The organism is Rhodobacter maritimus, from assembly GCF_058747975.1.
Window position 1 is genome coordinate 3,113,149 of sequence record NZ_CM179095.1, and the last position, 22,692, is coordinate 3,135,840.

Below are 22,692 nucleotides of genomic sequence, written 5' to 3' on the forward strand. Positions count from 1 at the left end.
ATATTTTGGCTCTGAAGAAGGGCAGTGTCTGGACCTTGCGGGTTGCGCCGGTGTAGCAAGCGGCGGCAGTTTTTCGCATGAGGGGCCAGAATGTCGCGCTACGCACCCGCCAAAACCGAGAAGAAATGGCAAGCCAGCTGGGATAAGGCGGAGCTTTTCGCCGCGCGGCGCGATCCGGCGCGGCCGAAATACTATGTGCTCGAGATGTTCCCCTATCCTTCGGGACGCATCCATATGGGGCATGTGCGCAACTATACGATGGGCGATGTGGTCGCGCGCTACAAGATGAGCTGCGGCTATTCGGTGCTGCACCCGATGGGGTGGGACGCGTTCGGCATGCCTGCCGAAAACGCAGCGATGGAGCGGGGCGGCCATCCCAGGGAATGGACCTATGGCAACATCGCCGACATGAAGGAGCAGATGAAGCCCCTGGGGCTTTCGATCGACTGGAGCCGCGAGTTCGCCACCTGCGACCCGGAATATTACGGCCAGCAGCAGGCGATGTTCATCGACATGCTGGAGGCGGGCCTTGTCTATCGCAAGAATGCGGTGGTGAACTGGGACCCGGTCGACATGACGGTGCTGGCCAACGAGCAGGTGATCGACGGCAAAGGCTGGCGGTCGGGCGCCGTGGTCGAGCGCAAGGAGCTGACGCAGTGGTTCTTCCGCATCTCGGATTATGCGGGTGAGCTGCTGGAGGCGCTGGACGGGCTGGAACACTGGCCCGAGAAGGTGCGCCTGATGCAGGCCAACTGGATCGGCAAGAGCCGCGGGCTGCAATTCGCCTTCTCGACCGTCGGCGCGCCCGGCGGGTTCGACCGGCTGGAGGTATATACCACGCGCCCCGACACGCTGATGGGGGCGAGCTTTGCCGCGATCAGCCCCGATCACCCGCTGGCCCGGCACCTGGAGCGCCACGACCCCGAGATCGCCGAATTCGTGGCCGATTGCCGCCGCATCGGCACCACCGAAGAGGCGCTTGAGAAGGCCGAGAAGCGCGGCATGGATACCGGCATCCGGGTGCGTCATCCGCTGGACGAGGCCTGGGAGCTGCCGGTCTATATCGCCAATTTCATCCTGATGGATTACGGCACCGGGGCGATTTTCGGCTGCCCCGCCCATGATGCGCGCGATTTCGAGTTCGCCACGAAATACGGGCTGCCGATCCATTCCGTTTTCCGCCCGGTGTCCGACGATACCGCGGCGGCCGATCTGCCCCCGGCCGAGGAATATGTGCCGCTGAAATCCGAGAAGGTGCGCTATATCCGCGGCTTCGCCGGTGAGGACGCCCAGACCGGCGAGGAGGCCGTTGCCGCCGCCATCGCCTTTTGCGAAGCCAACGGCATCGGGCAGGGCGTGACCAATTACCGCCTGCGCGACTGGGGGCTGAGCCGCCAGCGCTACTGGGGCTGTCCGATCCCGGTGGTGCATTGCCCCGGTTGCGGCGTGGTGCCGGAGAAGAAGGAAAACCTGCCTGTCCGCCTGCCCGACGACGTGACATTCGATCAGCCCGGCAACCCGCTGGACCGTCACCCCACATGGCGCGACTGCACCTGCCCCGCATGTGGCGGCGCCGCGAAGCGCGAAACCGACACGATGGACACTTTCGTGGACAGCAGCTGGTATTTCGCGCGGTTCACCAGCCCGCATGCCGCCACCCCCACCGATCCGGCCGAGGCGGATTACTGGATGAATGTCGACCAGTATATCGGCGGCATCGAGCATGCGATCCTGCACCTGCTGTATTCGCGCTTCTTCGCGCGCGCGATGCACAGGACGGGCCACCTGCCCGCCAAGGCGATCGAGCCTTTCGACGCGCTTTTCACGCAGGGCATGGTGACGCACGAGATCTACATGACCCGTGATCCGGCGGGCCGGCCGGTCTATCACCTGCCCGAGGACGTGGCCGAGGGCAAACTGGCCGACGGCACCGCGGTCGAGGTGATCCCCTCGGCCAAGATGTCGAAATCCAAGAAGAACGTCGTCGATCCGATGAACATCATCGCCTCGTTCGGGGCGGATACGGCGCGCTTCTTCGTGATGTCCGACAGCCCGCCCGAGCGGGACGTGGAATGGACCGCATCCGGGGCCGAGGCGACCTACAAGTTCCTCGCCCGCGTCTGGCGCATCGCCAACGATGTGGCCGAGGGTGCGGAAGGTCCGGGCGGGGCCGAGGATGCGGCGCTGCTGAAGGCCACGCACAAGGCCATCGACGAGATCACCCGCTCGATCGACGGGTTCACCTTCAACAAGGCGGTCGCGGCGATCTATGCGCTGAGCAACACGATGTCGAAATCGGGCGCCTCGAATGCGGTCCGGCGCGAGGCGATGAGGCTGATGGCGCAGCTGATGGCGCCGATGGTGCCGCACCTGGCCGAGGATGTCTGGCACCTTCTGGGCGGTCAGGGGCCGGTCGTGCGCGCGCCCTGGCCCAAGGCCGATCCCGCGCTGCTGGCCGACGATTCGGTGATCCTGCCGATCCAGATCAACGGCAAGCGGCGCTCGGAGGTCTCGGTGCCCAAGGACATGCCCGCATCCGAGGTTGAAAAGATCGTCCTGGCCGATGAGACTGTGATCAAGGTGCTTGCCGGTCAGGCACCAAGAAAGCTCATCGTTGTGCCGGGGCGGATCGTCAATGTGGTCATCTGATCGTCGTTCATTCCTGCTGGCGGGCCTTGCGCTCGCGGGCTGCGGCTTTACCCCGGCCTACGGGCCGGAGGGCGGGGCGGCGGGGCTGCCGGGTGGCGTGGCGCCCGACACCCCCGTCACGCGCGACGATTTTGCGCTGGTGCGGCGGCTGGCCGAACGTCTGGGGCCGGCCGGGAACGCGCGCTACCGTCTGGCCTACGGCATCGAGACCGAAGCCATCGGGCAGGCGATCACGCCCGACAACGCCACCACGCGCTATTCGCTGACCGGCGCGGCCGATTACACGCTGCATGACGCGGCCAGCGATGCCGTTCTTCTGACCGGGCGGGTCAGCTCGTTCACCTCGTGGTCGGCGGCCGGGTCGACCGTCTCGACCCTGACGGCCGAGCAGGACGCCCATCGCCGCCTGATGCGGATTCTGGCCGATCTGATCGTCACCCGGCTTCTGGCGCAGGCAGGGTCCTTGCCGCAATGAAGCTGTCCGGGGTTGCGGCAAGCCGGTATTTCGCCAAGCCCGATCCGGGGCGCACGGGGCTTTTGATCTTCGGCGCGGATGCGATGCGCGTGGCGCTGCGCCGGCAAGAGGTGATCCGCGCCCTGATCGGCCCCGAGGGCGAGGCCGAAATGCGGCTGAGCCGGATCCCCGCGGCGGATCTGCGCAAGGATGGCGCGGCCCTTCTGGATGCGGTGAAGGCCGTGGGCTTCTTCCCCGGCCCGCGCGTGGCCTTCGCCGAGGACGCGACCGACGCCCTTGCCCCCGTCATCAAGGCCGCGGTGGACGACTGGCGCGAGGGCGATGCGCAGATCGTGGTCACCGCCGGATCGCTGACCGCCAAATCCGCCCTGCGCAAGCTGTTCGAGGGGCATGCCAATGCCTATGCGATCGGGATCTATGACGATCCCCCCTCGCGCGAAGAGATCGAGGAGACGCTGAAGACCGCGGGCCTGCACCGGATCGGCCCCGAGGCGATGACCGATCTTCTGGCGCTTGCGCGCGATCTCGACCCCGGCGATTTCCGCCAGACGGTCGAGAAGGTCGCGCTTTACAAGCACGGCGATGCCACCCCGCTTTCGCCCGGGGATGTGGCCGCCTGCGCACCCGCCACGATCGAGGCCGAGGTGGATGACGTGCTGCGCATCGTGGCCGAAGGCGAGGTGGCGGCCCTTGGCCCGATGATGCGCCGCCTTGAGGGACAGGGCATCCTGCCCGTCACGCTTGCGATTCAGGCCTTGCGGCATTTCCGGGCGCTTCATGCCGCCGCCTCCGATCCCGGCGGCCCCGGTGCGGGCATCGCCCGGATGCGCCCGCCGATCTTCGGCCCGCGGCGCGACCTGATGCAGCGCCAGGCGCAGGCCTGGGGCATGTTCCGCCTTGAGGATGCGATCCGCCTGCTGGTGGAAACGGACCTCACGCTGCGCTCTTCCAGCCGCGCGCCGCAGATGGCGCTGATGGAGCGCGCGCTGATCCGCCTTGCGATGATGGCCAACCGCCGATAGGCGCGCGGACTTGCCTGTCACGGCGGCACATGCGAAGGAACGACACGCGCGCCGGAGCCGGACATGAACCCGATCAGTCAGTATCTTGAACAAGCGATGGGCTTTGCGCAGCCCTATCTTCTACTGGCGCAGGACTGGCTGACCAGTCCCGCGGCCTGGTCGCAATTCGCGCTTCTGGTGGTGTCCTGGCTGGTCGCGGGGATCGCCGCGCATCGCATCGCCCCGCGGCTGGAGCGGCTGATCGCCCCCCGTCCCGAGGCGAAGGGCGCCTTTGCCACCGCGCGCCGCTTCGTGCTGCGGTTCCTGCCGCTTCTGCTGCCGCTTCTGGCCTATGGCTTCACCGCGATCGGCGAGGCCTTTACCCGCTCGGTCTTCGGATCGGGCGCGGTGATCGCCTTCGGCAAACGGGTTTTCCTGCTTCTGGCCGCGCGCGCGCTGGTGCGCGACATCCTGCGCGAGCCGTTCCTGAGGCTGCTGGGCCGCTATGTGCTGATGCCGGTCGCCCTGCTTTACACCTTCAACCTGCTGGAGCCGGTCTCGGCCTGGCTGGACAGCCTGACGGTAGAGTTGGGCAATATCCACTTCTCGGTGATGGCGCTCTTGCGCGGCGCGATCGCGGGCAGCCTTCTGTTCTGGCTCGGCTCATGGTCGAACCGGCAAAGCACCGACTACATCAAGGCGCAAGAGGCGCTGCGCCCCGCGACCCGCGAACTGGCCGTGAAGGCGACCGAGGTCGCAATCTTCGGCGCGGCGTTCCTGCTGCTCATGTCGATCATGGGGATCGACCTGACGGCGGTCGCGGTGCTGGGCGGCGCGCTTGGCGTGGGCGTGGGCCTTGGGCTTCAGCAGATCGCGGCGAACTTCGTCTCGGGCGTCATCCTGCTGATCGAGGGACAGACCACCGTCGGGGACTATGTCGAGCTGGACGGCGGCGAAACCGGCACGATCGTGAAGATGACGGCGCGGGCCTGCGTGCTGGAAACCTTCGACGGCAAATGGATCGTGGTCCCGAACGAGCATTTCATCACCACCCGCGTGGTGAACTATTCCGATCAGGGCTCGGCCAACCGCTACGAGGTGGAATTCTCGGTCAGCTACGACACCGATATCAACCGCGTCCCAGACCTGGTCGAGGCCGCCGTGGGCCGCCTGCCCTTCGTGCTGAGCAAACCCGACGGCCCGGATGTCGAACTGGCGGGCTTTGGCGATTCAGGGATCGACTTTGTGGTCGAATACTGGGTGAACGGCATCGACGACGGCAAGAACAAATATGCCAGCCATGTGCGCTTCGCGGTCTGGAACGCGCTGAAAGAGGCCGGGATCGAGATCCCCTATCCGCATCGCGTGGTCGAACTGAAATCGCCGCTGCCCGCATGACCGCGGCCCTTGTCATCGGCGGCGGACCGGCCGGCCTGATGGCCGCCGAAGAACTGGCGCGGGCAGGCCATGCCGTCACCCTGGCCGAGGCGAAACCGACGCTGGCGCGCAAGTTCCTGATGGCGGGAAAGTCCGGCCTGAACCTGACCCGAAACGAGGCCCTTCCCGATTTCCTCGCGGCCTATGGGTGCGACTGGCTGGCCCCGATCGTGGCCAGTTTCGGCCCCGCCGAGGTGCAGGATTTCGCGCGCGGGCTGGGTGTCGATCTGTTCACCGGCAGCACCGGGCGCGTCTTCCCGGTCGGGATGAAGGCCTCACCGATGCTCCGGGCATGGATCGCGCGGCTGGCCGCAGCGGGCGTGCAGATCCGCACCCGCTGGCGCTGGAGCGGATGGGAGGATGGGGCCTTCCGGTTCGACACGCCCGAGGGACCAGGGTTCAAGGCCCCGCAGGTCGCCGTGCTGGCACTTGGCGGGGCAAGCTGGCCCCGGCTGGGGTCGGATGCCGCCTGGCTGCCCTGGCTGGCCGAGAAGGGTGTCCGCATCGCCCCCTTCCGCCCCGCGAACATGGGCTTTTCGGTGGACTGGTCGCCCCATATGGCGCCGTTCTTCGGCCAGCCGGTGAAGGGCGCCGCGCTCTCGGCCGCCGGGCGCATCAGCCGGGGCGAATTCGTCATCTCGGCGCGCGGGATCGAGGGCGGCGGGGTCTATGCCCTCTCTGCCCCGGTGCGGGACGGGGCCGATCTGACCCTGGACCTGATGCCCGATCAAGGCCTGCCCGAACTGGCGCGCCGCCTGTCGCGTCCGCGCGGCAAGGACAGCCTTGGCAACTGGCTGCGCAAATGCCTGCGGCTGGACCCGCTGCGCCTTGCGCTGGTGCAGGAATGGGGCCGACCGCTTCCCGCCACGCCCGAAGGGCTGGCCGCGCGGATCAAGGCGCTGCCGGTGCCCCATTGCGGCCCCCGGCCGCTGGCCGAGGCCATTTCGTCCGCCGGCGGGATCATGGCCGACGGCCTGAGCCCGGATCTTGAACTGACCGCGCTTCCCGGCGTGTTCGCCTGCGGCGAGATGCTGGACTGGGAGGCGCCGACCGGCGGCTACCTGCTGACCGCCTGCCTGGCCACCGGGCGCCATGCCGGACGCGCCGCCGCCGCGCGGCTGGCCCGCACCGCCTAGCGGTTCTGCGCGCGGCCCAGCGCCGGGCGCGCGCGCATCCGGTCCAGATACTCGGTCAGCCGGTGCTCGACGATGGGGAACTTCGCGCTCAGCGCCCAGGTCAGGCAATGGGTCAGGATGATGTCGGGCACAGTCATCATCTCGCCCATCACGAAGGTGCCTTCACCGATGCGCTGCATCAAGGTGTGCTGCGAACGCTCGAACTCCCAGCGCAGGGTGTTCTTGATGCCCGACATGCGCAGCTCTTCGGGCAGGATGAAGGAATGGCGCGCCGCCATCCACAAGGCCGCGTCGAATTCGTCCAGCAGGAACTGGGTCAGGCTGTCCTGCCGCGCGCGCTCCAGCGTGCCGGCGGGATGGGTCAGCGCGCCGTGGCGATCAGCCAGATACTGGATGATCGCGGTGGAATCGGTGATCGGCGTGCCGTCCACGATCAGCACCGGCACCTTGCCCGCCGGGTTGAACGCCACCACCCCTTCCGAGCGCGGCGCAGCCACCACATGCTCGTAGGATTGCCCGAGTTCCTCCAGCATCCACAAGACGCGCAACGCGCGCGATTGCACCGTGCCGATGACCGTATACATCCATGCCCTCCGCTTTTGCGGTATTGGGTCACGAGGCCCGCGCCAGTGCAAGGGGCATTGTGGCAGGAACAATTCCGCGATTGACGCCGCTGCCGCAAAGGCGGATTTTCGCGGGGCGAACCGGAGAGTCCCATGCAAAACCCGCGTCTGTTCACGCCCGTCCTGATCGGCGGCGCCATCATCCTGATGCTCGGCTTTTCCATCCGCGCCAGCTTTGGCGTGTTCCAGATCCCGATTGCCGAGGAATTCAACTGGCCGCGCGCCGAGTTCAGCCTGGCCATCGCGATCCAGAACCTCGCCTGGGGCATCGGCCAGCCGATCTTCGGCGCCATCGCCGAGCGGTTCGGGGACCGCCGCGCAATCGTCCTGGGGGCGCTGATGTATGCCGCGGGGCTGGTCCTGTCGGCCTTCGCCATCCATCCGCTGCAACACCAAATCCTTGAAATCCTTGTCGGTTTCGGCATCGCGGGCACGGGCTTCGGCGTGATCCTTGCCGTTGTCGGCCGCGCCACCAGCGACGAGAACCGCTCGCTCGCGCTTGGCATCGCCACCGCGGCCGGGTCGGCCGGGCAGGTCTTTGGCGCCCCCGTGGCCGAGATGCTGCTGGCCTACATGCCGTGGCAAAGCGTGTTCATGATCTTCGCCGCGGTGATCCTTCTGGCGCTGCTGGCGCTTCCGCTGATGCGGACGCCGGTTTCCGCGACCCGCGCCGAGCTGGAGGAAAGCATGGGCACGGTGCTCAACCGCGCGTTCCGCGACCCGTCCTATACGCTGATCTTCCTGGGGTTCTTTTCCTGCGGCTACCAGCTTGCCTTCATCACCGCGCATTTCCCCGCGATGGTGACCGAGATGTGCGGCGCGGTGGACCCGACGGGCATGCTGGCCGGGATCGGGATCTCGACCACCTCGGCGCTTGGGGCTGCGGCGATCTCGCTGATCGGGCTGGCCAATATCGTCGGCACGATCTACGCGGGCTGGGCGGGTAAGCGCTGGTCGAAGAAATACCTTCTGGCCGGGATCTATACCGCACGCACGGTGGTGGCGGCGGTCTTCATCCTGCTGCCGATCACGCCGGCCAGCGTGCTGATCTTCTCGCTTCTGATGGGGGCGCTGTGGCTGGCGACGGTGCCGCTGACCTCGGGGCTGGTCGCGCATATCTACGGGCTGCGCTACATGGGCACGCTTTACGGCTTTGTCTTTCTCAGCCACCAGATCGGGGCGTTCCTTGGCGTCTGGCTGGGCGGCAAGCTTTACGACATCTACGGCGATTACACGATGGTCTGGTGGGTCGGCGTGGGCGTGGGCGCGTTCTCGGCCATCGTGCACCTGCCGATCCGCGAACGCCCCATGGCGGTGCCTCAGCCGGCCTGAGCCAGAAGCGCCTGCAACCCGCTGCGATAATCGGGATAAAGCAGCCGCACGCCCAGTTCCGTCTTGATGCGGTCGTTGCGCACGCGCTTCGACTCGGCATAGAAGCTGCGCGCCATCGGCGTCATCTCCGCCGCGTCATAGGCCACGGCCGGCGGGGCGGGCAGGCCCAGCAGTTCGGCGGCATAGCTCAGCACGTCCTCGGGCGGGGCGGGATCGTCATCGCACAGGTTGTAGATCGCCCCCGGATCGGGCCGCCCGATCGAGGCCGCCAGGACCTGCGCGATATCCTCGACATGGATGCGCGAAAACACCTGTCCGGGCTTGATGATGCGCCGGGCAGAACCGTCGCGCACCTTCTCGAACGGGCCGCGCCCGGGGCCGTAGATCCCGGCGATGCGGAAGATGTGCAAGGGCAGGCCCGCCTGCCGGGCAAGCGCGCCCCAGGCGGCCTCGGCCGCAACGCGGGCACGGCCGCGCGCGGTGGCGGGGGTCAGGGGCGTCGTCTCGTCGACCCAGCCGCCCTGATGGTCGCCATAGACGCCGACGGTCGAAAGATACCCCACCCATTGCAGGTTCGGTGCGGCGGCGGCAATCGCCGCAGCCTCGGTTGCCAGAACCGGGTCGCCCTCGCGCCCCGGCGCGACCGAGGTCAGAAGATGCGTCGCCTGCCCAAGCGCCGCGGCCAGCCCCTCGCCGGGCCAGATCAGCGGCTCTGTTCCCTCGGCGCGCAGGGCATCGGCCCTGTCGGGGCTGCGCGTGGTGCCGATCACCCGCCAGCCAAAGGGCAGAAGGCGGCGCGCAAGCGCGCGCGCCGAATATCCATGCCCGATCGACAGCAGCGTGCTCATGCGCCCGCCCGGTCGATATGGCCCAGATCGCGGTCCGGCTCGATCACGTCGCGCAGCCGTTTCTTCAGCTCCTTGGCATCGGGGAAGCCGCCATCGCGCTTGCGCTCCCATATCGGGGTGGCGCCCACCCTGACCTCGAAGATGCCGCCATGGCCGGGCACCAGCGTGACGCCGCCCAGATCCTCGCCGAAGGTGGACAGCAGCTCCTGCGCCATCCAGCCGGCCCGCAGCAACCAGTTGCAGCCCGTGCAGTAGACAATCGTGACTTGAGGTTTCATGCTTTGCTCCTTGACCGAGTGATACCCCGGCCGCGGCTTCATCACAACGTCACTTGAAAGCCCCGCGCCACGGGCGCACAGTTGGCCATGGAAACGACGAATACCTTGAAATCATGGCCAGAGGCCGCGCCGCGCCTGATTGCCGTCGCCTCTGGCCGGGCGCCGGCCGATCTGGTGATCCGGGGCGGCCGATGGGTCAATGTCCAAACGCGCGAGGTGCTGCCCGGCATGGATGTCGCCGTGGCCGAAGGGCGCTTTGCCGCCATCGCGCCCGACCTTTCCGCCGCCATCGGCCCCGGCACGCAGGTGATCGAGGCCCAGGGGCGCTACATGCTGCCGGGCCTTGTCGACGGGCATATGCATATCGAAAGCGGCATGCTGACCCCGGCCGAATTCGCCGCCGCCGTGATCCCGCATGGCACCACCACCATGTTCACCGACCCGCACGAGATCGCCAATGTCCTTGGCCTTGAAGGCGTGCGGATGATGCATGACGAGGCGCTGATGCAGCCGGTCAACATCTTCACCCAGATGCCAAGCTGCGCCCCTTCGGCGCCGGGGCTGGAAACCACCGGCTTCGAGATCACCCCTAAGGACGTGGCCGAGGCGATGACATGGCCCGGCATTGTGGGCCTGGGCGAGATGATGAACTTTCCCGGCGTGATCCATGCCGACCCGAAGATGCTGGCCGAGATCGCCGCGACGCAGGATGCGGGCAAGACCGTGGGCGGGCATTACGCCAGCCCCGATCTGGGTGCGCCGTTCCGCGCCTATGCGGCGGGCGGACCTGCGGATGACCACGAGGGCACCTGCGAGGCCGACGCCATCGCGCGGGTGCGCAACGGCATGCGCGCGATGATGCGCCTCGGCTCGGCCTGGTATGACGTGGAACGCCAGATCACGGCGGTCACCGAAAAGGGTCTAGATCCGCGCGGCTTCATCCTGTGCACGGATGATTGCCATTCCGGCACGCTGGTCAATGACGGCCATATGAACCGCGTCTATCGCCATGCGGTCGCCTGCGGGGCCGATCCCCTGGTGGCGCTTCAGATGTGCACGATCAACACCGCCACCCATTTCGGGCTGGAGCGGGAACTGGGCAGCATCGCCCCCGGACGGCGGGCCGACCTGATCCTGAGCCCGGACTTGCGCACGCTGCCCGTCGAGACGGTGATCGCACGCGGCAGGATCGTGGCCGAGAATGGCCGCCTCTTGGCCGAATGCCCGCATTACGACTGGCCCGATACCGCGCGCCGGACAGTCAGGCTTGGCAAGATGCTCAGCCCGACCGATTTCGAGATCGCGGCGCCGGAGGGTGCGAATTCGGTCACTGCACGGGTCATCGGCGTGGTGGAAAACCAGGCGCCCACCCGGGCATTGACGGCGGAACTGGCGGTCACGGACGGGCTGGCGCAGCCCGACCCGGCACAGGACATCGCGCAGATCGCCCTTGTCGAGCGCCATCGTGGCACCGGGGGCGTGGTCAACGGCTTCGTGTCGGGTTTTGGCTATCGGGGGCGCATGGCGATGGGCTCGACCGTCGCGCATGACAGCCACCACATGATCGTGGTGGGCACCGACCGCGCGATGATGGCCGCCTGCGCCAACCGGCTGGGCGAGATGGGCGGCGGGATTTCCGTCTGGAAGGACGGGGCCGAGATCGCCTCGGTTCCGCTGCCGATCGCGGGGCTGATGTCCGACGCCCCCGCCGCCGAGGTGGCCGATGCCGCAAGCCGCATGGTCGCGGCGATGGCGGATTGCGGCTGCACGCTCAACAACGCCTATATGCAACATTCGCTGCTGGCCCTTGTGGTGATCCCCGAGATCCGCATTTCGGATCTCGGACTGGTGGATGTGACACGCTTTCAACTGACGGACCTGTTCGAATGAATATGACCGATACGCTGACGACCCTGACCCCGCACAGCCACGAGCCCGAGCTGTTCACCGATGCCGCCGAGGCCGTGACCCGGCTGGAAGAGCTTTACACCGAGGCCACCGGCTTTCTTCTGGAGAAGTTCAACGAAACCCTGCAAACCGGCCGCGCCGCGGCGCGTTTCCGCGCCTATTACCCCGAGGTGCGCCTGACCGTCACCTCGCATCGCAAGGCCGACAGCCGGCTGGCTTTCGGCCATGTGCCGCTGCCCGGCACCTATGGCGCCACGATCACCCGGCCCGACCTGTTTCGCAATTACCTGACGCAGCAGCTGGGCCACCTGATCCGCAATCACCGCGTTCCGGTGCAGGTGGGCATCTCGGACACGCCGATCCCGGTGCATTTCGCCGTGGCCGCCAACCCCGATGTCAACGTGCCGCAAGAGGGCGTCCTGGATTTCCCGCTGCGCGACGTGTTCGACGTGCCGGACCTTGCCTCGATGAACGACGATATCGTGAACGGCACCGCCGTGGCCAATCCCGACGGCTCGCTGCATCTGGCGCCCTTCACCGCGCAGCGGGTGGATTATTCGCTTGCCCGCCTGGCGCATTACACCGCCACCAGCGCGGATCATTTCCAGAACCACGTCCTGTTCACCAACTACCAGTTCTATGTGGACGAGTTCGAAAGCGTGGCGCGGCGCATGCTGGCGGACCCGAATTCGGGCTATTGCGAATTCGTGGGGCCCGGCAACACCGCCATCACCACCGCGGACGGCGACCTGCCCGCCCTGTCCAAGCTGCCGCAGATGCCCTCATACCACCTCAAGCGGGCCGACGGGCAGGGGATCACGCTGGTCAATATCGGCGTCGGCCCCTCGAACGCCAAGACGGCCACGGACCACATCGCGGTACTGCGCCCGCATGCCTGGCTGATGGTGGGCCACTGCGCGGGCCTGCGCAATTCGCAAAGCCTTGGGGATTTTGTGCTGGCCCATGCCTACCTGCGCGAGGATCATGTGCTGGACGACGACCTGCCCGTCTGGGTGCCGATCCCCGCCCTGGCCGAGATCCAGATCGCGCTTCAGGAAGCCGTGGCCGAGATCACGCAGCTTGACGGGTTCGAGCTCAAGCGGATCATGCGCACCGGCACCGTGGCCACGATCGACAACCGCAACTGGGAGTTGCGCGACCAGTCCGGCCCCGTGCAGCGGCTGTCGCAGTCGCGCGCCATCGCGCTGGATATGGAAAGCGCCACCATCGCGGCCAACGGCTTTCGCTTCCGGGTGCCCTACGGCACGCTTCTGTGCGTTTCCGACAAGCCATTGCATGGCGAGTTGAAGCTGCCCGGGATGGCCACGGATTTCTATCGCACGCAGGTCGCCAGCCATCTGCTGATCGGGATCTGCGCGATGGAAAAGTTGCGTGAAATGCCGCTGGAGCGCATCCACAGCCGAAAGCTGCGCAGCTTTGAGGAAACCGCCTTCCTTTAAGGCGGCAAATTCCCGCAACAGGACGAAAAAGGCTTGCCTTGCCCTTAAAAAGCGTGTGTTACAGGCGCACCAAGCCGTGTAACGCGGTTAAAGCGACCCCCCGAACGGGGCGATACAGAGGATTGTGACATGACGAAACCGATGACCAAGACCCAGCTCGTCGCGGCCCTTGCCGAAACCATGGGTTCGGACAAGAAAAGCGCTTCGGCCGTTCTGGACGCCGTTGCCGAAGTCGTGACCCGCGAAGTGGCCGCCGGCGGCGCCGTGACTCTGCCGGGCATTGGCAAGATCTCGTGCAAGGCACGCCCCGAACGTCAGGTTCGCAACCCCGCGACCGGCGAGATCATGACCAAGGCCGCCGACAAGCAGGTCAAGGTCACGATCGCCAAGGTTCTGAAGGACAGCGTCAACGGCTGATCCTGACCGGCCGCCTGCAAAAGGCGAATGCTGATAATAAACGGGCCGCCCTTCGATAGTCTCGGGGCGGCCCTTCTCCGTCCCGGATATCACAAGAGGATTGCCATGGATCTGCGCGCGATCGGCATGGGCCTTGCCTTTGCCCTGATGTGGTCCTCGGCCTTCACTTCGGCGCGCATGATCGTGGCGGATGCGCCCCCGCTTGCCGCCCTGGCCCTGCGGTTCCTGTTCTCGGGGATCATCGGCGTGGGCATCGCGCTTGCGCTTGGCCAAAGCTGGCGGCTCACCCGTGCGCAATGGCGTGCGACGCTGATCTTCGGACTTTGCCAGAACGCGATCTACCTGGGCCTCAACTTCATCGCCATGCAATGGGTCGAGGCGTCGCTGGCCTCGATCATCGCCTCGACCATGCCGCTGATGGTGGCGTTCTTCGGCTGGCTGCTGTTCAAGGAGAGGCTGCGCCCGCTTGGCCTTCTGGGGTTGCTCGCCGGGCTGGTCGGCGTGATCGTCATCATGGGCGCGCGGTTGTCGGGCGGCGTGGATGTGATGGGACTTGCGCTGTGCTTCATCGCGGCGCTTGCGCTGACCGCCGCCACGCTGATGGTGCGCGGAGCCTCTTCCGGGGGCAACGTGATGATGATCGTGGGGTTGCAGATGTTCGTGGGCGCGGCCCTTCTGGCCGTGGCCTCAGCCCTGTTCGAGGATTTCACCGTCCACTGGACCCCGCGCCTGCTGGCTGCCTTCACCTATACGACGCTGGTTCCCGGCGTTCTGGCAACCTGGATCTGGTTCGTCCTTGTCGGCCGCATCGGCGCGGTCAAGGCGGCTACCTTCCATTTCCTCAACCCATTCTTCGGCGTCGCCATCGCCGCGGCCCTGCTGGGAGAGCGTCTTGGCTGGGCCGATATCCTTGGCGTGACGATCATCGCGGGCGGCATCCTGGCCGTGCAGATGTCACGCCAGACGCGCTGAACCGCTGGCGGCCCACCGCCAATGCATCATCGTGTGGTTGAGCAACGCCCTGCCCGCTGCTAATCGTTTCTGCGCCCGTGTCGCGGCCCGGCGGCAGGTAGATTGAAGGTCAAGCTCATGTCCCGCAGCCCACGCAAGGCGATCGTCCAGGCCCTGACCAAGGTGTGGTCCACCCGGCGCTTCATCGCCGACCGGGATCTGGCCGGCTGGCTGCGGCTGCGCAATGCGCCGCCCCAGACCTTCTCGATGGTCGTGGCGATCTACAAGGTCGAGGATTACCTGGACGATTTCGTCCGCAGCGTCCTGCGCCAGCGTGGCGGGCTGAAACAGCTTGAGGTGATCTTCGTCAATGACGGCAGCCCCGACCGCTCGGGCGAGATCGCGCAGGCCTGGGTCGCGCGGCGCCCCGACGTGTTCCGCTATATCGAGCAGGAAAACCAGGGCGTCGCCGCCGCGCGCAACGCAGGCCTGCGCATCGCCACCGGCGACTGGGTGGGCTTTCCCGACCCGGACGATTTCTTTTCGCGCAACTACCTGCTGGAGGCGCGTATCGCCGCAATGCGCGGGGGCGAGACGCTGACAGCCATCACCCCGAACTTCATCTTCTACTGGGAAGCGCGGCACATGTTCCGCGACGGTCACCCGCTGCGCTATCGCTTCCGGAAAGGGCGCCGCACGGTTCCGCTGGTGGAAATGGATCGCGACATCTTCAATTCCGCGAGCCATCTTTTCCTTCGGCGCTCGATCCTCGACGCCAGTGGCGCATTGTTCGACCCGCATATCAAGCCCACCTTCGAGGACGGCTCCTTCGTCAACAACGTCTTGCTGTCCGTCGAGGATGGCGCCATCCGCTTTGCCCCGGCCGCGCATTACTTCTACAGGCGGCGCGCCGACAACAGCTCTGCCATCAACAACGCAGCCGACGACAGACGCTGGTTTACCGACCAGATCCGGCTAGGCTATCTGGGCCTGATCAACAACGCATTGTCCCGTTGGGGTTACATACCGATCTATATCCAGCGGATCGTCCTTTACGAGATCATGTGGAGATTCCGCCATGTCCTCAACAATGCCAACCGGGCAAGTTTCCTTGAGGATTCCGAAGTAGAAGAGTTCAAGGCCCTTCTTCATGAGGCCTTTGAACACATCTCCTGCGATACGATCAACGAATTCGAGCTGGCCGGCTGCACCGAGGAATACAAGGTCGCAATTCTCGGGCACTACAAATCCACTACCCGCGTTGCGCAGCGGGTCTATGTGAAGGATCTGGACGAGGTAAAATCCCTCATTCAACTCGCTCACTACGATGTGCCGGGATATGAGCGCGACATCACCGTGCGGGTGAACGGCAAGGTGGCGGACAAGCTGTTCCCCTCGGGGCGCAGCGCCGATCTTCTGGGCGATGTCTTCTTCCGTGAGCGGCGCTTCTGGGTCCGGGCGGAACCTGCGGACCTGATCGAGATAACCACGGCGGGCGCAGAGACCACCCAGATCGTTGCGCGCGGCGGCGCCTTTACCGAACCGGCCAGCCGCGAGACCCTTTTCACCCCGCGCCCCGGCCCCACCGGGATCGCGGCGCTGCGTCACAGGATGCGCCGGATCAAGGCCCGTGGTTTCGGGCTGGCGCGCACCGTGCTTCTGGGCAACCGCTCGTTGCTTCAGAACGCGCGGCGCAAGCTGAAACTGATGGCGCTGCGCCGCTATGCGCAATCCGATGCGGCCCGAAGCCTTTATGGCGATTGCTGGCTGCTGATGGACCGGGCCGACCGGGCCGACGACAATGCCGAGCATCTTTACCGCCACCTGATGAAGATCGGACAAGCGGACAAGGCCTATTTCGTGGTGGAGGCCGACTCTCCCGATTGGGCACGCCTGTCGGCAGAAGGCTTCAAGCTGCTCCCCTTCCGCTCTCGCGAACATATCGCCGCGCTGATCAATGCGCGCTTCGTGATTTCGTCGCATGCTGACCACTTCATTCTCTGGCCCGAAGAGCGCAAGCATATCGGCGATCTGACGCATTACCGCTATGTCTTCCTGCAACATGGCGTCACGACCAATGACCTGTCGGGTTGGCTCAATCGCAAGCTGATTCACCTGTTCATCACCGCGATGCCATCGGAATATGACGGAATTTCCGATCCTGCGGGGCAGTATCTGGTCTCGGAAAAGGAAACCGCGCTGACCGGGTTTGCCCGGCATGACCACTTGCTGGAAATGGCCGAAACGCCGTCAATCATCCTGATTGCCCCGACATGGAGAAAGGGTCTGGTTGCCGATACGGCTCCGGGCGACTACCGGCGGGATAAGCTTGATGAGTTCACTGAATCTCTTTATGCGCGAAGCTGGTCGGGCCTGCTGAACGACCCGCGCCTGGCCGAGGCCGCGCGGCAGCATGGCCTTCAGATCGTGTTCTGCCCGCATCCGAACATGATGATGTATGTGCCTGAATTCGGAGTGCCAGAGCATGTGCGCGTGGTGGAGCCCATGAAAGAGGGCGGCTACCAGCCGCTTCTGGCAAAATCGGCGGTGTTAGTTTCCGACTATTCATCGGTTACATCGGAGGCCGGATATCTAAATCGGCCGGTAATTTACTATCAATTCGATGAGAGTGACTTCTTCGGGGGGGGGCATATTCTATCACGCGGCCATTTCGACTATCGCCGCGACGGGTTCGGTCCGGTCACGACCGCGCATGACGCGACCGTGGATGCGATCATCGATGCGATCTCGGGGGACGAAGATCCGGTCTATGCCGAACGTCGCATGCAGGCCTTCCCGCATCGCGACGGGCGCTGCTGCGAGCGGATCCATCAGGCAATCCTTGCACTGGACGATCCCGCGGCCGATGCCCTGCCGTCGCGGCCTAACGCTCCCACTCTGCCGGGTCGGGAAAACGCTCTGCCAGAAGCCGGCTGACCGTGCGCAGCCATTGCCGCGAGGGCGCGGTGTCGCCCCGTTCGTTGATGCAATAGGTCTGCACCTTGGGGTGTGCCGTGCGGCGCAGCATCGCGCGCCAGCGGATGTCGTTGTTCTGCGCCAGCACCGAGGCGATCTCGGCCACCACCGCACGACCGGTGGCGATGGCGTAGTGGTGATAAAGAAAGCTCGTCACATTCACATCGCCCGGATCGCGGAAATGATTGCCGCGCATGGTGCGGAAGGTATCGGCAAACCGCTCCTCGATCTCGGCAAGGACCGGACGGCGCAGGGCAAAGGTGGTGTGGAGATGCAGCCGGGTCGGGGCTAAGCCGAAGGCCTGACGGATGAGCGCGGCGGAATTGCGCGCGGCATTGCGGTAATCGGCATCCCCTGGCGTCACCGGACCGCTGACCATGCCATAGGGCTCAAGAAACGAACGGCTGATCCCCGAGGGTTCAAAGAAGAACCGACGGGGCAGCGGATGCGCAATGATCACATCGTCGTTCTGATACAGGAACGCCTCGGACAGGCCGGGGATACGGTGGAGGTAGGATTCGATCACATGCGAATTGAAGGTCGGCAGGAACTCGGCCGGGATCACCTCTTCGTGCCGCACCCAGACCAGGCGATCCTGACCGGGATCGAACCAATCGGGCGGCGCGCAGTTCGAGAAAACGAAGATCCGGTTGACCCACGGCAGGTTCTGCGCAACCGAGCGCAGCGAATAGCGCAACTCGTCATTGCTGTGAAAGCGCGACAACGCATCGCCATCGGCGCTTTTCGTATCCGCGCGGGACAGAGCGCCCAAGGATTTCGCCGCCTGATAGGCGGCCTTCCAGTCCGGATCGTCGTGATTGACCCAGGTATAGACCACGTCCACAGGGGCCTCGGCCGCGCGGTCCTCGAAGGTCGGGGCGCCAAGAAGCTCTGTGATCAAGGTTCGGCCCGGCGCGTCCAGGCAGGGGGTGAACAGCCCCCTCGCGCGCAGGTTGGCAAGGTTGCGCGACACGCGCTGACCGGGCGGCCCCGGATCATAAGGCTCAAGGCGCAGGGTCAGCGGCGCGGCAGTGCGCGCACGGAACACCACCTGCGCGGCGCGCAGCGCAAGCCGCGCATCGCGGCGCCGGGCGGGGGCGATGGTGCGTGCGCCCACTGTTGCGCGCCCCTGCGGCACCAGCGCCTGCAACAGCTTCAGCGCAAGCAGCAGGTTTTCGGTGCCGACACCGATATGCGCGCTGTTGCCCCGCATCTCTAGGACCAGCACCCCCATCCGTTCGGCAAGGCGATCGACCAGAAGATCGGGCGACAGTTCGGCATCGGCGGGCAGCGCCTGGGGCAGAGCCACACCATCCGCGCGGCGCAGACTTTCGCGCCTTGCTGCGCGGTTCTGCCGGACACGGGCCAGGGCTTCGCGGAACAGGGCGGGGCTTTCGACGCTCGTTCGTGCATAGTCCATCCAGTTTCGCGGCCGGGCAAAACCGGAATGCAGCAGTTTTCTCGTTCTCTTGAACACGGACAGGGCCTTCTTGGGGGCATCGGGACTGGGTCCGCCCGATTTCGCCGGGCTTGTGGGCGCCTGACTACAGGATAAGTGCGAAGGGGTGAAGCGGCCAGCCATCCGCACCCGGCAGAACGGCGCCTAAAAGAACAGGTGACGCAGATCCGCGATCCGTTCGACCCTGCGCCAGTTGCGCATCACGAACAAGAGCGCGAAGACCGGCCCCGCACGCCCGAAGACGCGGCGAAACAGCGCCTTGCGCGCCCGCATCGGCGCCGCCCCCGAAAAGCGCAGCCCCGAGCTTTCGGCCGGATGTTCGGCGATCGTCACGGGGATGAAGCGCGCGCCCAGCCCCGCGCGCAAGAGATCGGCCACGAAGATATATTCGTCACCGATGAAATTCGGCCTGCCCGCCCCGAACGCCTCGTCGAAGCGCAGACCATGGCGGCGCACCGCGTCAAGCCGCACCATCATCTCATAGGTCGCGATCCGGGCCGAGTTGAACAGGGTCAGCCGCGTGGGCCGGTCGGCATACCGCTTGTGCAGGCGGCCATCGGGGTTGCGCGCCTGCCCCATCACCAGCGCAAGGCCCGGATCCGCGGCAAAGGCCGCAAGGAAGGGCGCGACGGCCTCGGGCAGATGGGTGATGTCGTCATCGGCGAAAAGCAGGAACTGCCCCTCGGCATACGCAATGGCCGCATTGCGCGACCGCGCCACCCCGTCGCCCTCAAGCGCGATCACGCGGATATCGGGACGCGCCGCGGCCTCGGGCGCGACCTGCCCACCGCCCTGCACGAGAACGAGGATCTCGACCCCCGCACGGGGCTCGGGAAAGCGGATCTGCGCGCAGCGTTCGCCCAGGGTCGAATAGGCGATGCTGAGTTCCGGGCGCATCACGCCTGGACCGGCCGCGCCATGTTGGCCTCATGCGCGGCGATGGCATCGTCGATATCGTCGTAAAGCGTCAGCTTGCCGGCCTCGAGCACCGCGCCCATCGTCGCCATGCGCTTGATCATCGCCATGGAGTGGGTCACCACGATGGCGCCCGCATCCTGCATGCGTTCCATGAAGACGGCCTCGCTCTTGGCCTTGAAATTGGCGTCGCCCACGCTTGTCACCTCATCCACGAGGTAGGTGTCGAAGCGCACGCCCATCGACACGCCGAAGGCCAGCCGCGACCGCATTCCCGAGGAATAGGTGCGGAAAGGCAGGTGGAAATGCATCCCCAGCTCTGCGAATTTCTCGACGTAATCGACCAGATAGTCGGAATCGACGCCATAGACACGCGCCACGAAGCGGGTGTTCTGTGCGCCCGTCAGGTCGGCATGGAAGCTTCCGGCAAAGCCCACCGGCCACGAGATCGTGCCATCCGACACGATCCGTCCGCGCGTGGGCCTGCTTGTGCCCGCGATCATGCGCAACAGGCTGGATTTTCCCGCACCGTTGCGCCCCAGAAGACCGACCGAGACACCCGTGGGAAAGACCGCGTTCAGATCGTCGGCAACGACCTTGCGGCGCCCCTTGATATAGAAGGTCTTGCTCAGGTTCTGGAGGCGGATCATCGTCTTAGTGGCGGTCGCGGATGCTGAAATAGATCAGGACACACATCGCCCATACGATCACGAGGAAGAACCCCGCGATCGCAAGCAGGGACCAGCGCTGCGGGAACTGCGAGGTCTCGGCCAGCGTCGGGCGCACATGGGCCGCCAGGTAGCGCGACTGCCGGCGTGCCTCGCCCTGCGCCATGTCATAGGCGGCGAGCGCGGCGCGGTAGGTTTCCTCGGCAAACAGCATATCGGCGCTCAGGCCTTCATATTCGGCGATCAGCGCGCCATAGACCTCGCCGCCGGGGCCGCCGCCTGTTTCCCCGAATTTCGAGCGCTCGTCCTCCATCCGCGCGCGGATGACGTCGATCTTGCGCTGCGCCTGCAACAGCCGCGCATCGTCGGCCTTCAGGCCGGCGGGCAGCATGTCCATCTCGATCATCGACGAGGCGAGCTGCTCTTGAAGCGAGTTCAGGATGCCCATCTGGCCCTGAAGATCCGCCGTCGGGTCGACGATCTGGTTTTCGATCCGGAAGCGCGTCAGATCCTGGCGCGCCTGCCGCAACCGCGCGAAGGCGCGATCCAGCTCGCCCTTGGCGAAGCGCGTCGAATCCGCGCGCGCACCGGCCGACAGTTCGTTGATCATCTCGCTGCTCTGATCGAAGACCGTCTGCGCGATCAGGCGCGCATCTTCAGCCGTGAATGCCAGCGAGCGCAGGGAAATCAGCCCGGTGTGGTTGTCGTAGGACACGCGCACCATGCGCTTGGTATGGTGGTGCAGGTCTTCGATCGAACCGCCGGGGTTGAACGCGAAGACCGGATCGTCGGGCCATCTTTTGGAATACAGGCTGCGCAGGTCGATCGCCGCATCGACATTCTCGACCAGTTCCTGGCTTTTCAGAAAATCGTCCAGAATATCAGTATCCGAAATCATCGAGCCCGACAGCAGCGGAATACCCCCAAGCACATCGAGCGAGGATTTGTATTCCTCTTTCTGGACCGAGAAGGATACCGTGGAGGCATACTGATCGGCCGCCCAGAACCACAGATAGGCCGCGATCACCACAAGCGGCGCGATCACCGCCCATGTGAAACTGACGACCAGACCATTGCGGCCGCCCTTGCGCCTGTTGCCCGCCATCAAGCCCCCCAGATACGCCCTCAGGCGCGCCAAACCGGATATTGCCGGCGTTCGTCCGCCACCCGCGAAGGATTCTGCCGAAAGCGGTTTTCGCTGCTCTGTCAAAACGCCCTCTTCTCGGATATGGCTTGTTCGATCCAAAGGTTGATTACAGAACCAGCGCCCGCAATGCCAGAGACAACTGCCCCCATGACCGCTTTGCAAGCCGACGATCCGGGCCGCCCGAACCGGCGTTTCCGCACGATCCGCACCATCACCGCATTGATGATGCGCGAGATGGCCACGACCTATGGCCGCTCTCCCGGCGGGTACCTGTGGGCATTCCTGGAACCCGCCGGTGCGGTCGCCATCCTTACCCTCATGTTTTCGTTTGCCTTTCCGGTCCCCCCGATGGGCAAGAGCTTTGCGCTGTTCTACGCGACGGGATACCTGCCCTTCACGCTTTTCAACGACATGTCGCGCAAGGTATCCGCGGCGATCAAATTTTCGCGGCCCCTGCTGACCTATCCGGCCGTCACCTATGTCGATGCGCTTCTGGCGCGCTTCGTTCTGACCCTGCTCACCCATATCGTGGTGGGCATGATCATCATCGGCATCGGCTGGCTTCTGTTCGAGCCCGATGCCCATCCCGATGTGCTGAAGATCCTGTTCGCCTTTCTCATCACCGGGCTGATCGGCTTTGGCGTGGGGGTGTTCAACTGCTATGTGATGACCGATTTTCCGGTCTGGGAACGGGCTTGGTGGGTTCTGACGCGCCCCCTGTTCATGATATCGGGGATCTTCTTCACCTTCGACAACCTGCCGCCGCTGGGCCAGGACATCCTTTGGTATAACCCGCTGATCCATGCTGTCGGGCTGACACGCGGCGGGTTCTACGTCACCTATGACGACAGCTATGTCAGCCTGCTCTATGTGTGCACGGTCTCTGCGGTTCTGTCGCTTGTGGGCATGTTGCTGGTGCGGCTGCGCTACCGTGACTTTCTCGAATGAAATGGCCGCACGCTTGAATCCAATTGTCGATAAAAGGCCCTTGGCCGTGGCCCCGTGTTGATCG

19 protein-coding genes are annotated in these 22,692 nt (G+C 65.5%); 12 read left to right on the plus strand and 7 right to left on the minus strand.

Annotated elements, in window-relative coordinates; genetic code table 11:
- The first annotated feature begins 90 nt into the window (after positions 1-90).
- From leuS to AC4PTO_RS15655, 5 genes are all read left to right on the plus strand, one after another.
- On the plus strand, positions 91-2,649 hold the full coding sequence (leuS, locus tag AC4PTO_RS15635; protein WP_492730027.1) for a leucine--tRNA ligase: 2,559 nt from the start codon (positions 91-93) through the stop codon (positions 2,647-2,649).
- A complete protein-coding gene (gene lptE, locus AC4PTO_RS15640) occupies positions 2,636-3,124 on the plus strand; it encodes an LPS assembly lipoprotein LptE (protein WP_492730030.1) in 489 nt (162 codons plus the stop codon). Before leuS ends, lptE begins: the two co-directional genes overlap by 14 nt.
- Positions 3,121-4,146 carry a DNA polymerase III subunit delta gene (locus AC4PTO_RS15645; RefSeq protein ID WP_492730032.1) on the plus strand — a complete coding sequence of 342 codons (1,026 nt, stop codon included), beginning with the start codon at positions 3,121-3,123 and terminating at the stop codon, positions 4,144-4,146. Before lptE ends, AC4PTO_RS15645 begins: the two co-directional genes overlap by 4 nt.
- 63 nt (positions 4,147-4,209) lie before the next feature.
- Positions 4,210-5,523, plus strand: coding sequence for a mechanosensitive ion channel family protein (locus AC4PTO_RS15650; RefSeq protein WP_492730034.1), 1,314 nt, complete (start codon positions 4,210-4,212; stop codon positions 5,521-5,523).
- Entirely contained in the window at positions 5,520-6,698 is a 1,179-nt protein-coding gene (locus tag AC4PTO_RS15655; RefSeq protein WP_492730036.1) for a TIGR03862 family flavoprotein, read from the plus strand. Before AC4PTO_RS15650 ends, AC4PTO_RS15655 begins: the two co-directional genes overlap by 4 nt.
- On the opposite strand, the gene AC4PTO_RS15660 is transcribed toward AC4PTO_RS15655, so the two are convergent.
- Positions 6,695-7,282, minus strand: coding sequence for a glutathione S-transferase family protein (locus AC4PTO_RS15660; RefSeq protein ID WP_492730038.1), 588 nt, complete (start codon positions 7,280-7,282; stop codon positions 6,695-6,697). The two genes, AC4PTO_RS15655 and AC4PTO_RS15660, sit on opposite strands and share 4 nt — an antisense overlap.
- Positions 7,283-7,414: 132 nt before the next feature.
- On the opposite strand from AC4PTO_RS15660, the gene AC4PTO_RS15665 reads away from it, so the two are divergent.
- A complete protein-coding gene (locus AC4PTO_RS15665; RefSeq protein WP_492730040.1) occupies positions 7,415-8,653 on the plus strand; it encodes an MFS transporter in 1,239 nt (412 codons plus the stop codon).
- On the opposite strand, the gene AC4PTO_RS15670 is transcribed toward AC4PTO_RS15665, so the two are convergent.
- The gene (locus tag AC4PTO_RS15670; RefSeq protein ID WP_492730042.1) at positions 8,641-9,501 is read right to left on the minus strand and encodes an SDR family oxidoreductase; all 861 of its coding nucleotides are present in this window, start codon (positions 9,499-9,501) and stop codon (positions 8,641-8,643) included. The two genes, AC4PTO_RS15665 and AC4PTO_RS15670, sit on opposite strands and share 13 nt — an antisense overlap.
- Positions 9,498-9,779 carry an Rdx family protein gene (locus AC4PTO_RS15675; protein WP_492730044.1) on the minus strand — a complete coding sequence of 94 codons (282 nt, stop codon included), beginning with the start codon at positions 9,777-9,779 and terminating at the stop codon, positions 9,498-9,500. Before AC4PTO_RS15675 ends, AC4PTO_RS15670 begins: the two co-directional genes overlap by 4 nt.
- A gap of 87 nt (positions 9,780-9,866) precedes the next feature.
- Between AC4PTO_RS15675 and AC4PTO_RS15680 the strand changes: the two genes are divergently transcribed.
- From AC4PTO_RS15680 to AC4PTO_RS15700, 5 genes are all read left to right on the plus strand, one after another.
- Positions 9,867-11,669, plus strand: a complete 1,803-nt coding sequence (locus tag AC4PTO_RS15680) for an adenine deaminase (RefSeq protein WP_492730046.1) — start codon at positions 9,867-9,869, stop codon at positions 11,667-11,669.
- A 2-nt stretch (positions 11,670-11,671) separates the two neighbouring features.
- Complete coding sequence (locus AC4PTO_RS15685; protein ID WP_492733655.1) at positions 11,672-13,147, plus strand: AMP nucleosidase; 1,476 nt, start codon at positions 11,672-11,674, stop codon at positions 13,145-13,147.
- 129 nt (positions 13,148-13,276) lie between these two features.
- Positions 13,277-13,564: an HU family DNA-binding protein gene (locus AC4PTO_RS15690; protein ID WP_492730048.1), complete on the plus strand. Its 288-nt coding sequence runs from the start codon at positions 13,277-13,279 to the stop codon at positions 13,562-13,564.
- Positions 13,565-13,669: 105 nt separating this feature from the next.
- On the plus strand, positions 13,670-14,536 hold the full coding sequence (locus AC4PTO_RS15695) for a DMT family transporter (protein ID WP_492730050.1): 867 nt from the start codon (positions 13,670-13,672) through the stop codon (positions 14,534-14,536).
- 117 nt (positions 14,537-14,653) lie between these two features.
- The gene (locus AC4PTO_RS15700) at positions 14,654-17,452 is read left to right on the plus strand and encodes a CDP-glycerol:glycerophosphate glycerophosphotransferase (protein ID WP_492730052.1); all 2,799 of its coding nucleotides are present in this window, start codon (positions 14,654-14,656) and stop codon (positions 17,450-17,452) included.
- Here AC4PTO_RS15700 and AC4PTO_RS15705 read toward each other — a convergent pair.
- The 4 genes from AC4PTO_RS15705 to AC4PTO_RS15720 all read right to left on the minus strand — a co-directional run bounded on the left by AC4PTO_RS15705 (position 17,400) and on the right by AC4PTO_RS15720 (position 21,638).
- A complete protein-coding gene (locus AC4PTO_RS15705; protein ID WP_492730054.1) occupies positions 17,400-18,911 on the minus strand; it encodes a stealth conserved region 3 domain-containing protein in 1,512 nt (503 codons plus the stop codon). The genes AC4PTO_RS15700 and AC4PTO_RS15705 overlap by 53 nt on opposite strands.
- 183 nt (positions 18,912-19,094) lie before the next feature.
- Positions 19,095-19,847 carry a glycosyltransferase family 2 protein gene (locus AC4PTO_RS15710; RefSeq protein ID WP_492730056.1) on the minus strand — a complete coding sequence of 251 codons (753 nt, stop codon included), beginning with the start codon at positions 19,845-19,847 and terminating at the stop codon, positions 19,095-19,097.
- Positions 19,847-20,515 carry an ABC transporter ATP-binding protein gene (locus tag AC4PTO_RS15715; protein ID WP_492730058.1) on the minus strand — a complete coding sequence of 223 codons (669 nt, stop codon included), beginning with the start codon at positions 20,513-20,515 and terminating at the stop codon, positions 19,847-19,849. Before AC4PTO_RS15715 ends, AC4PTO_RS15710 begins: the two co-directional genes overlap by 1 nt.
- Positions 20,516-20,519: 4 nt before the next feature.
- On the minus strand, positions 20,520-21,638 hold the full coding sequence (locus AC4PTO_RS15720; protein ID WP_492730060.1) for a KpsE/RkpR family capsule polysaccharide export protein: 1,119 nt from the start codon (positions 21,636-21,638) through the stop codon (positions 20,520-20,522).
- A 189-nt stretch (positions 21,639-21,827) separates the two neighbouring features.
- Between AC4PTO_RS15720 and AC4PTO_RS15725 the strand changes: the two genes are divergently transcribed.
- Positions 21,828-22,628 (plus strand): ABC transporter permease, encoded by an 801-nt coding sequence (locus tag AC4PTO_RS15725; protein WP_492730062.1) that lies wholly within the window; start codon positions 21,828-21,830, stop codon positions 22,626-22,628.
- Positions 22,629-22,692: the final 64 nt, after the last annotated feature.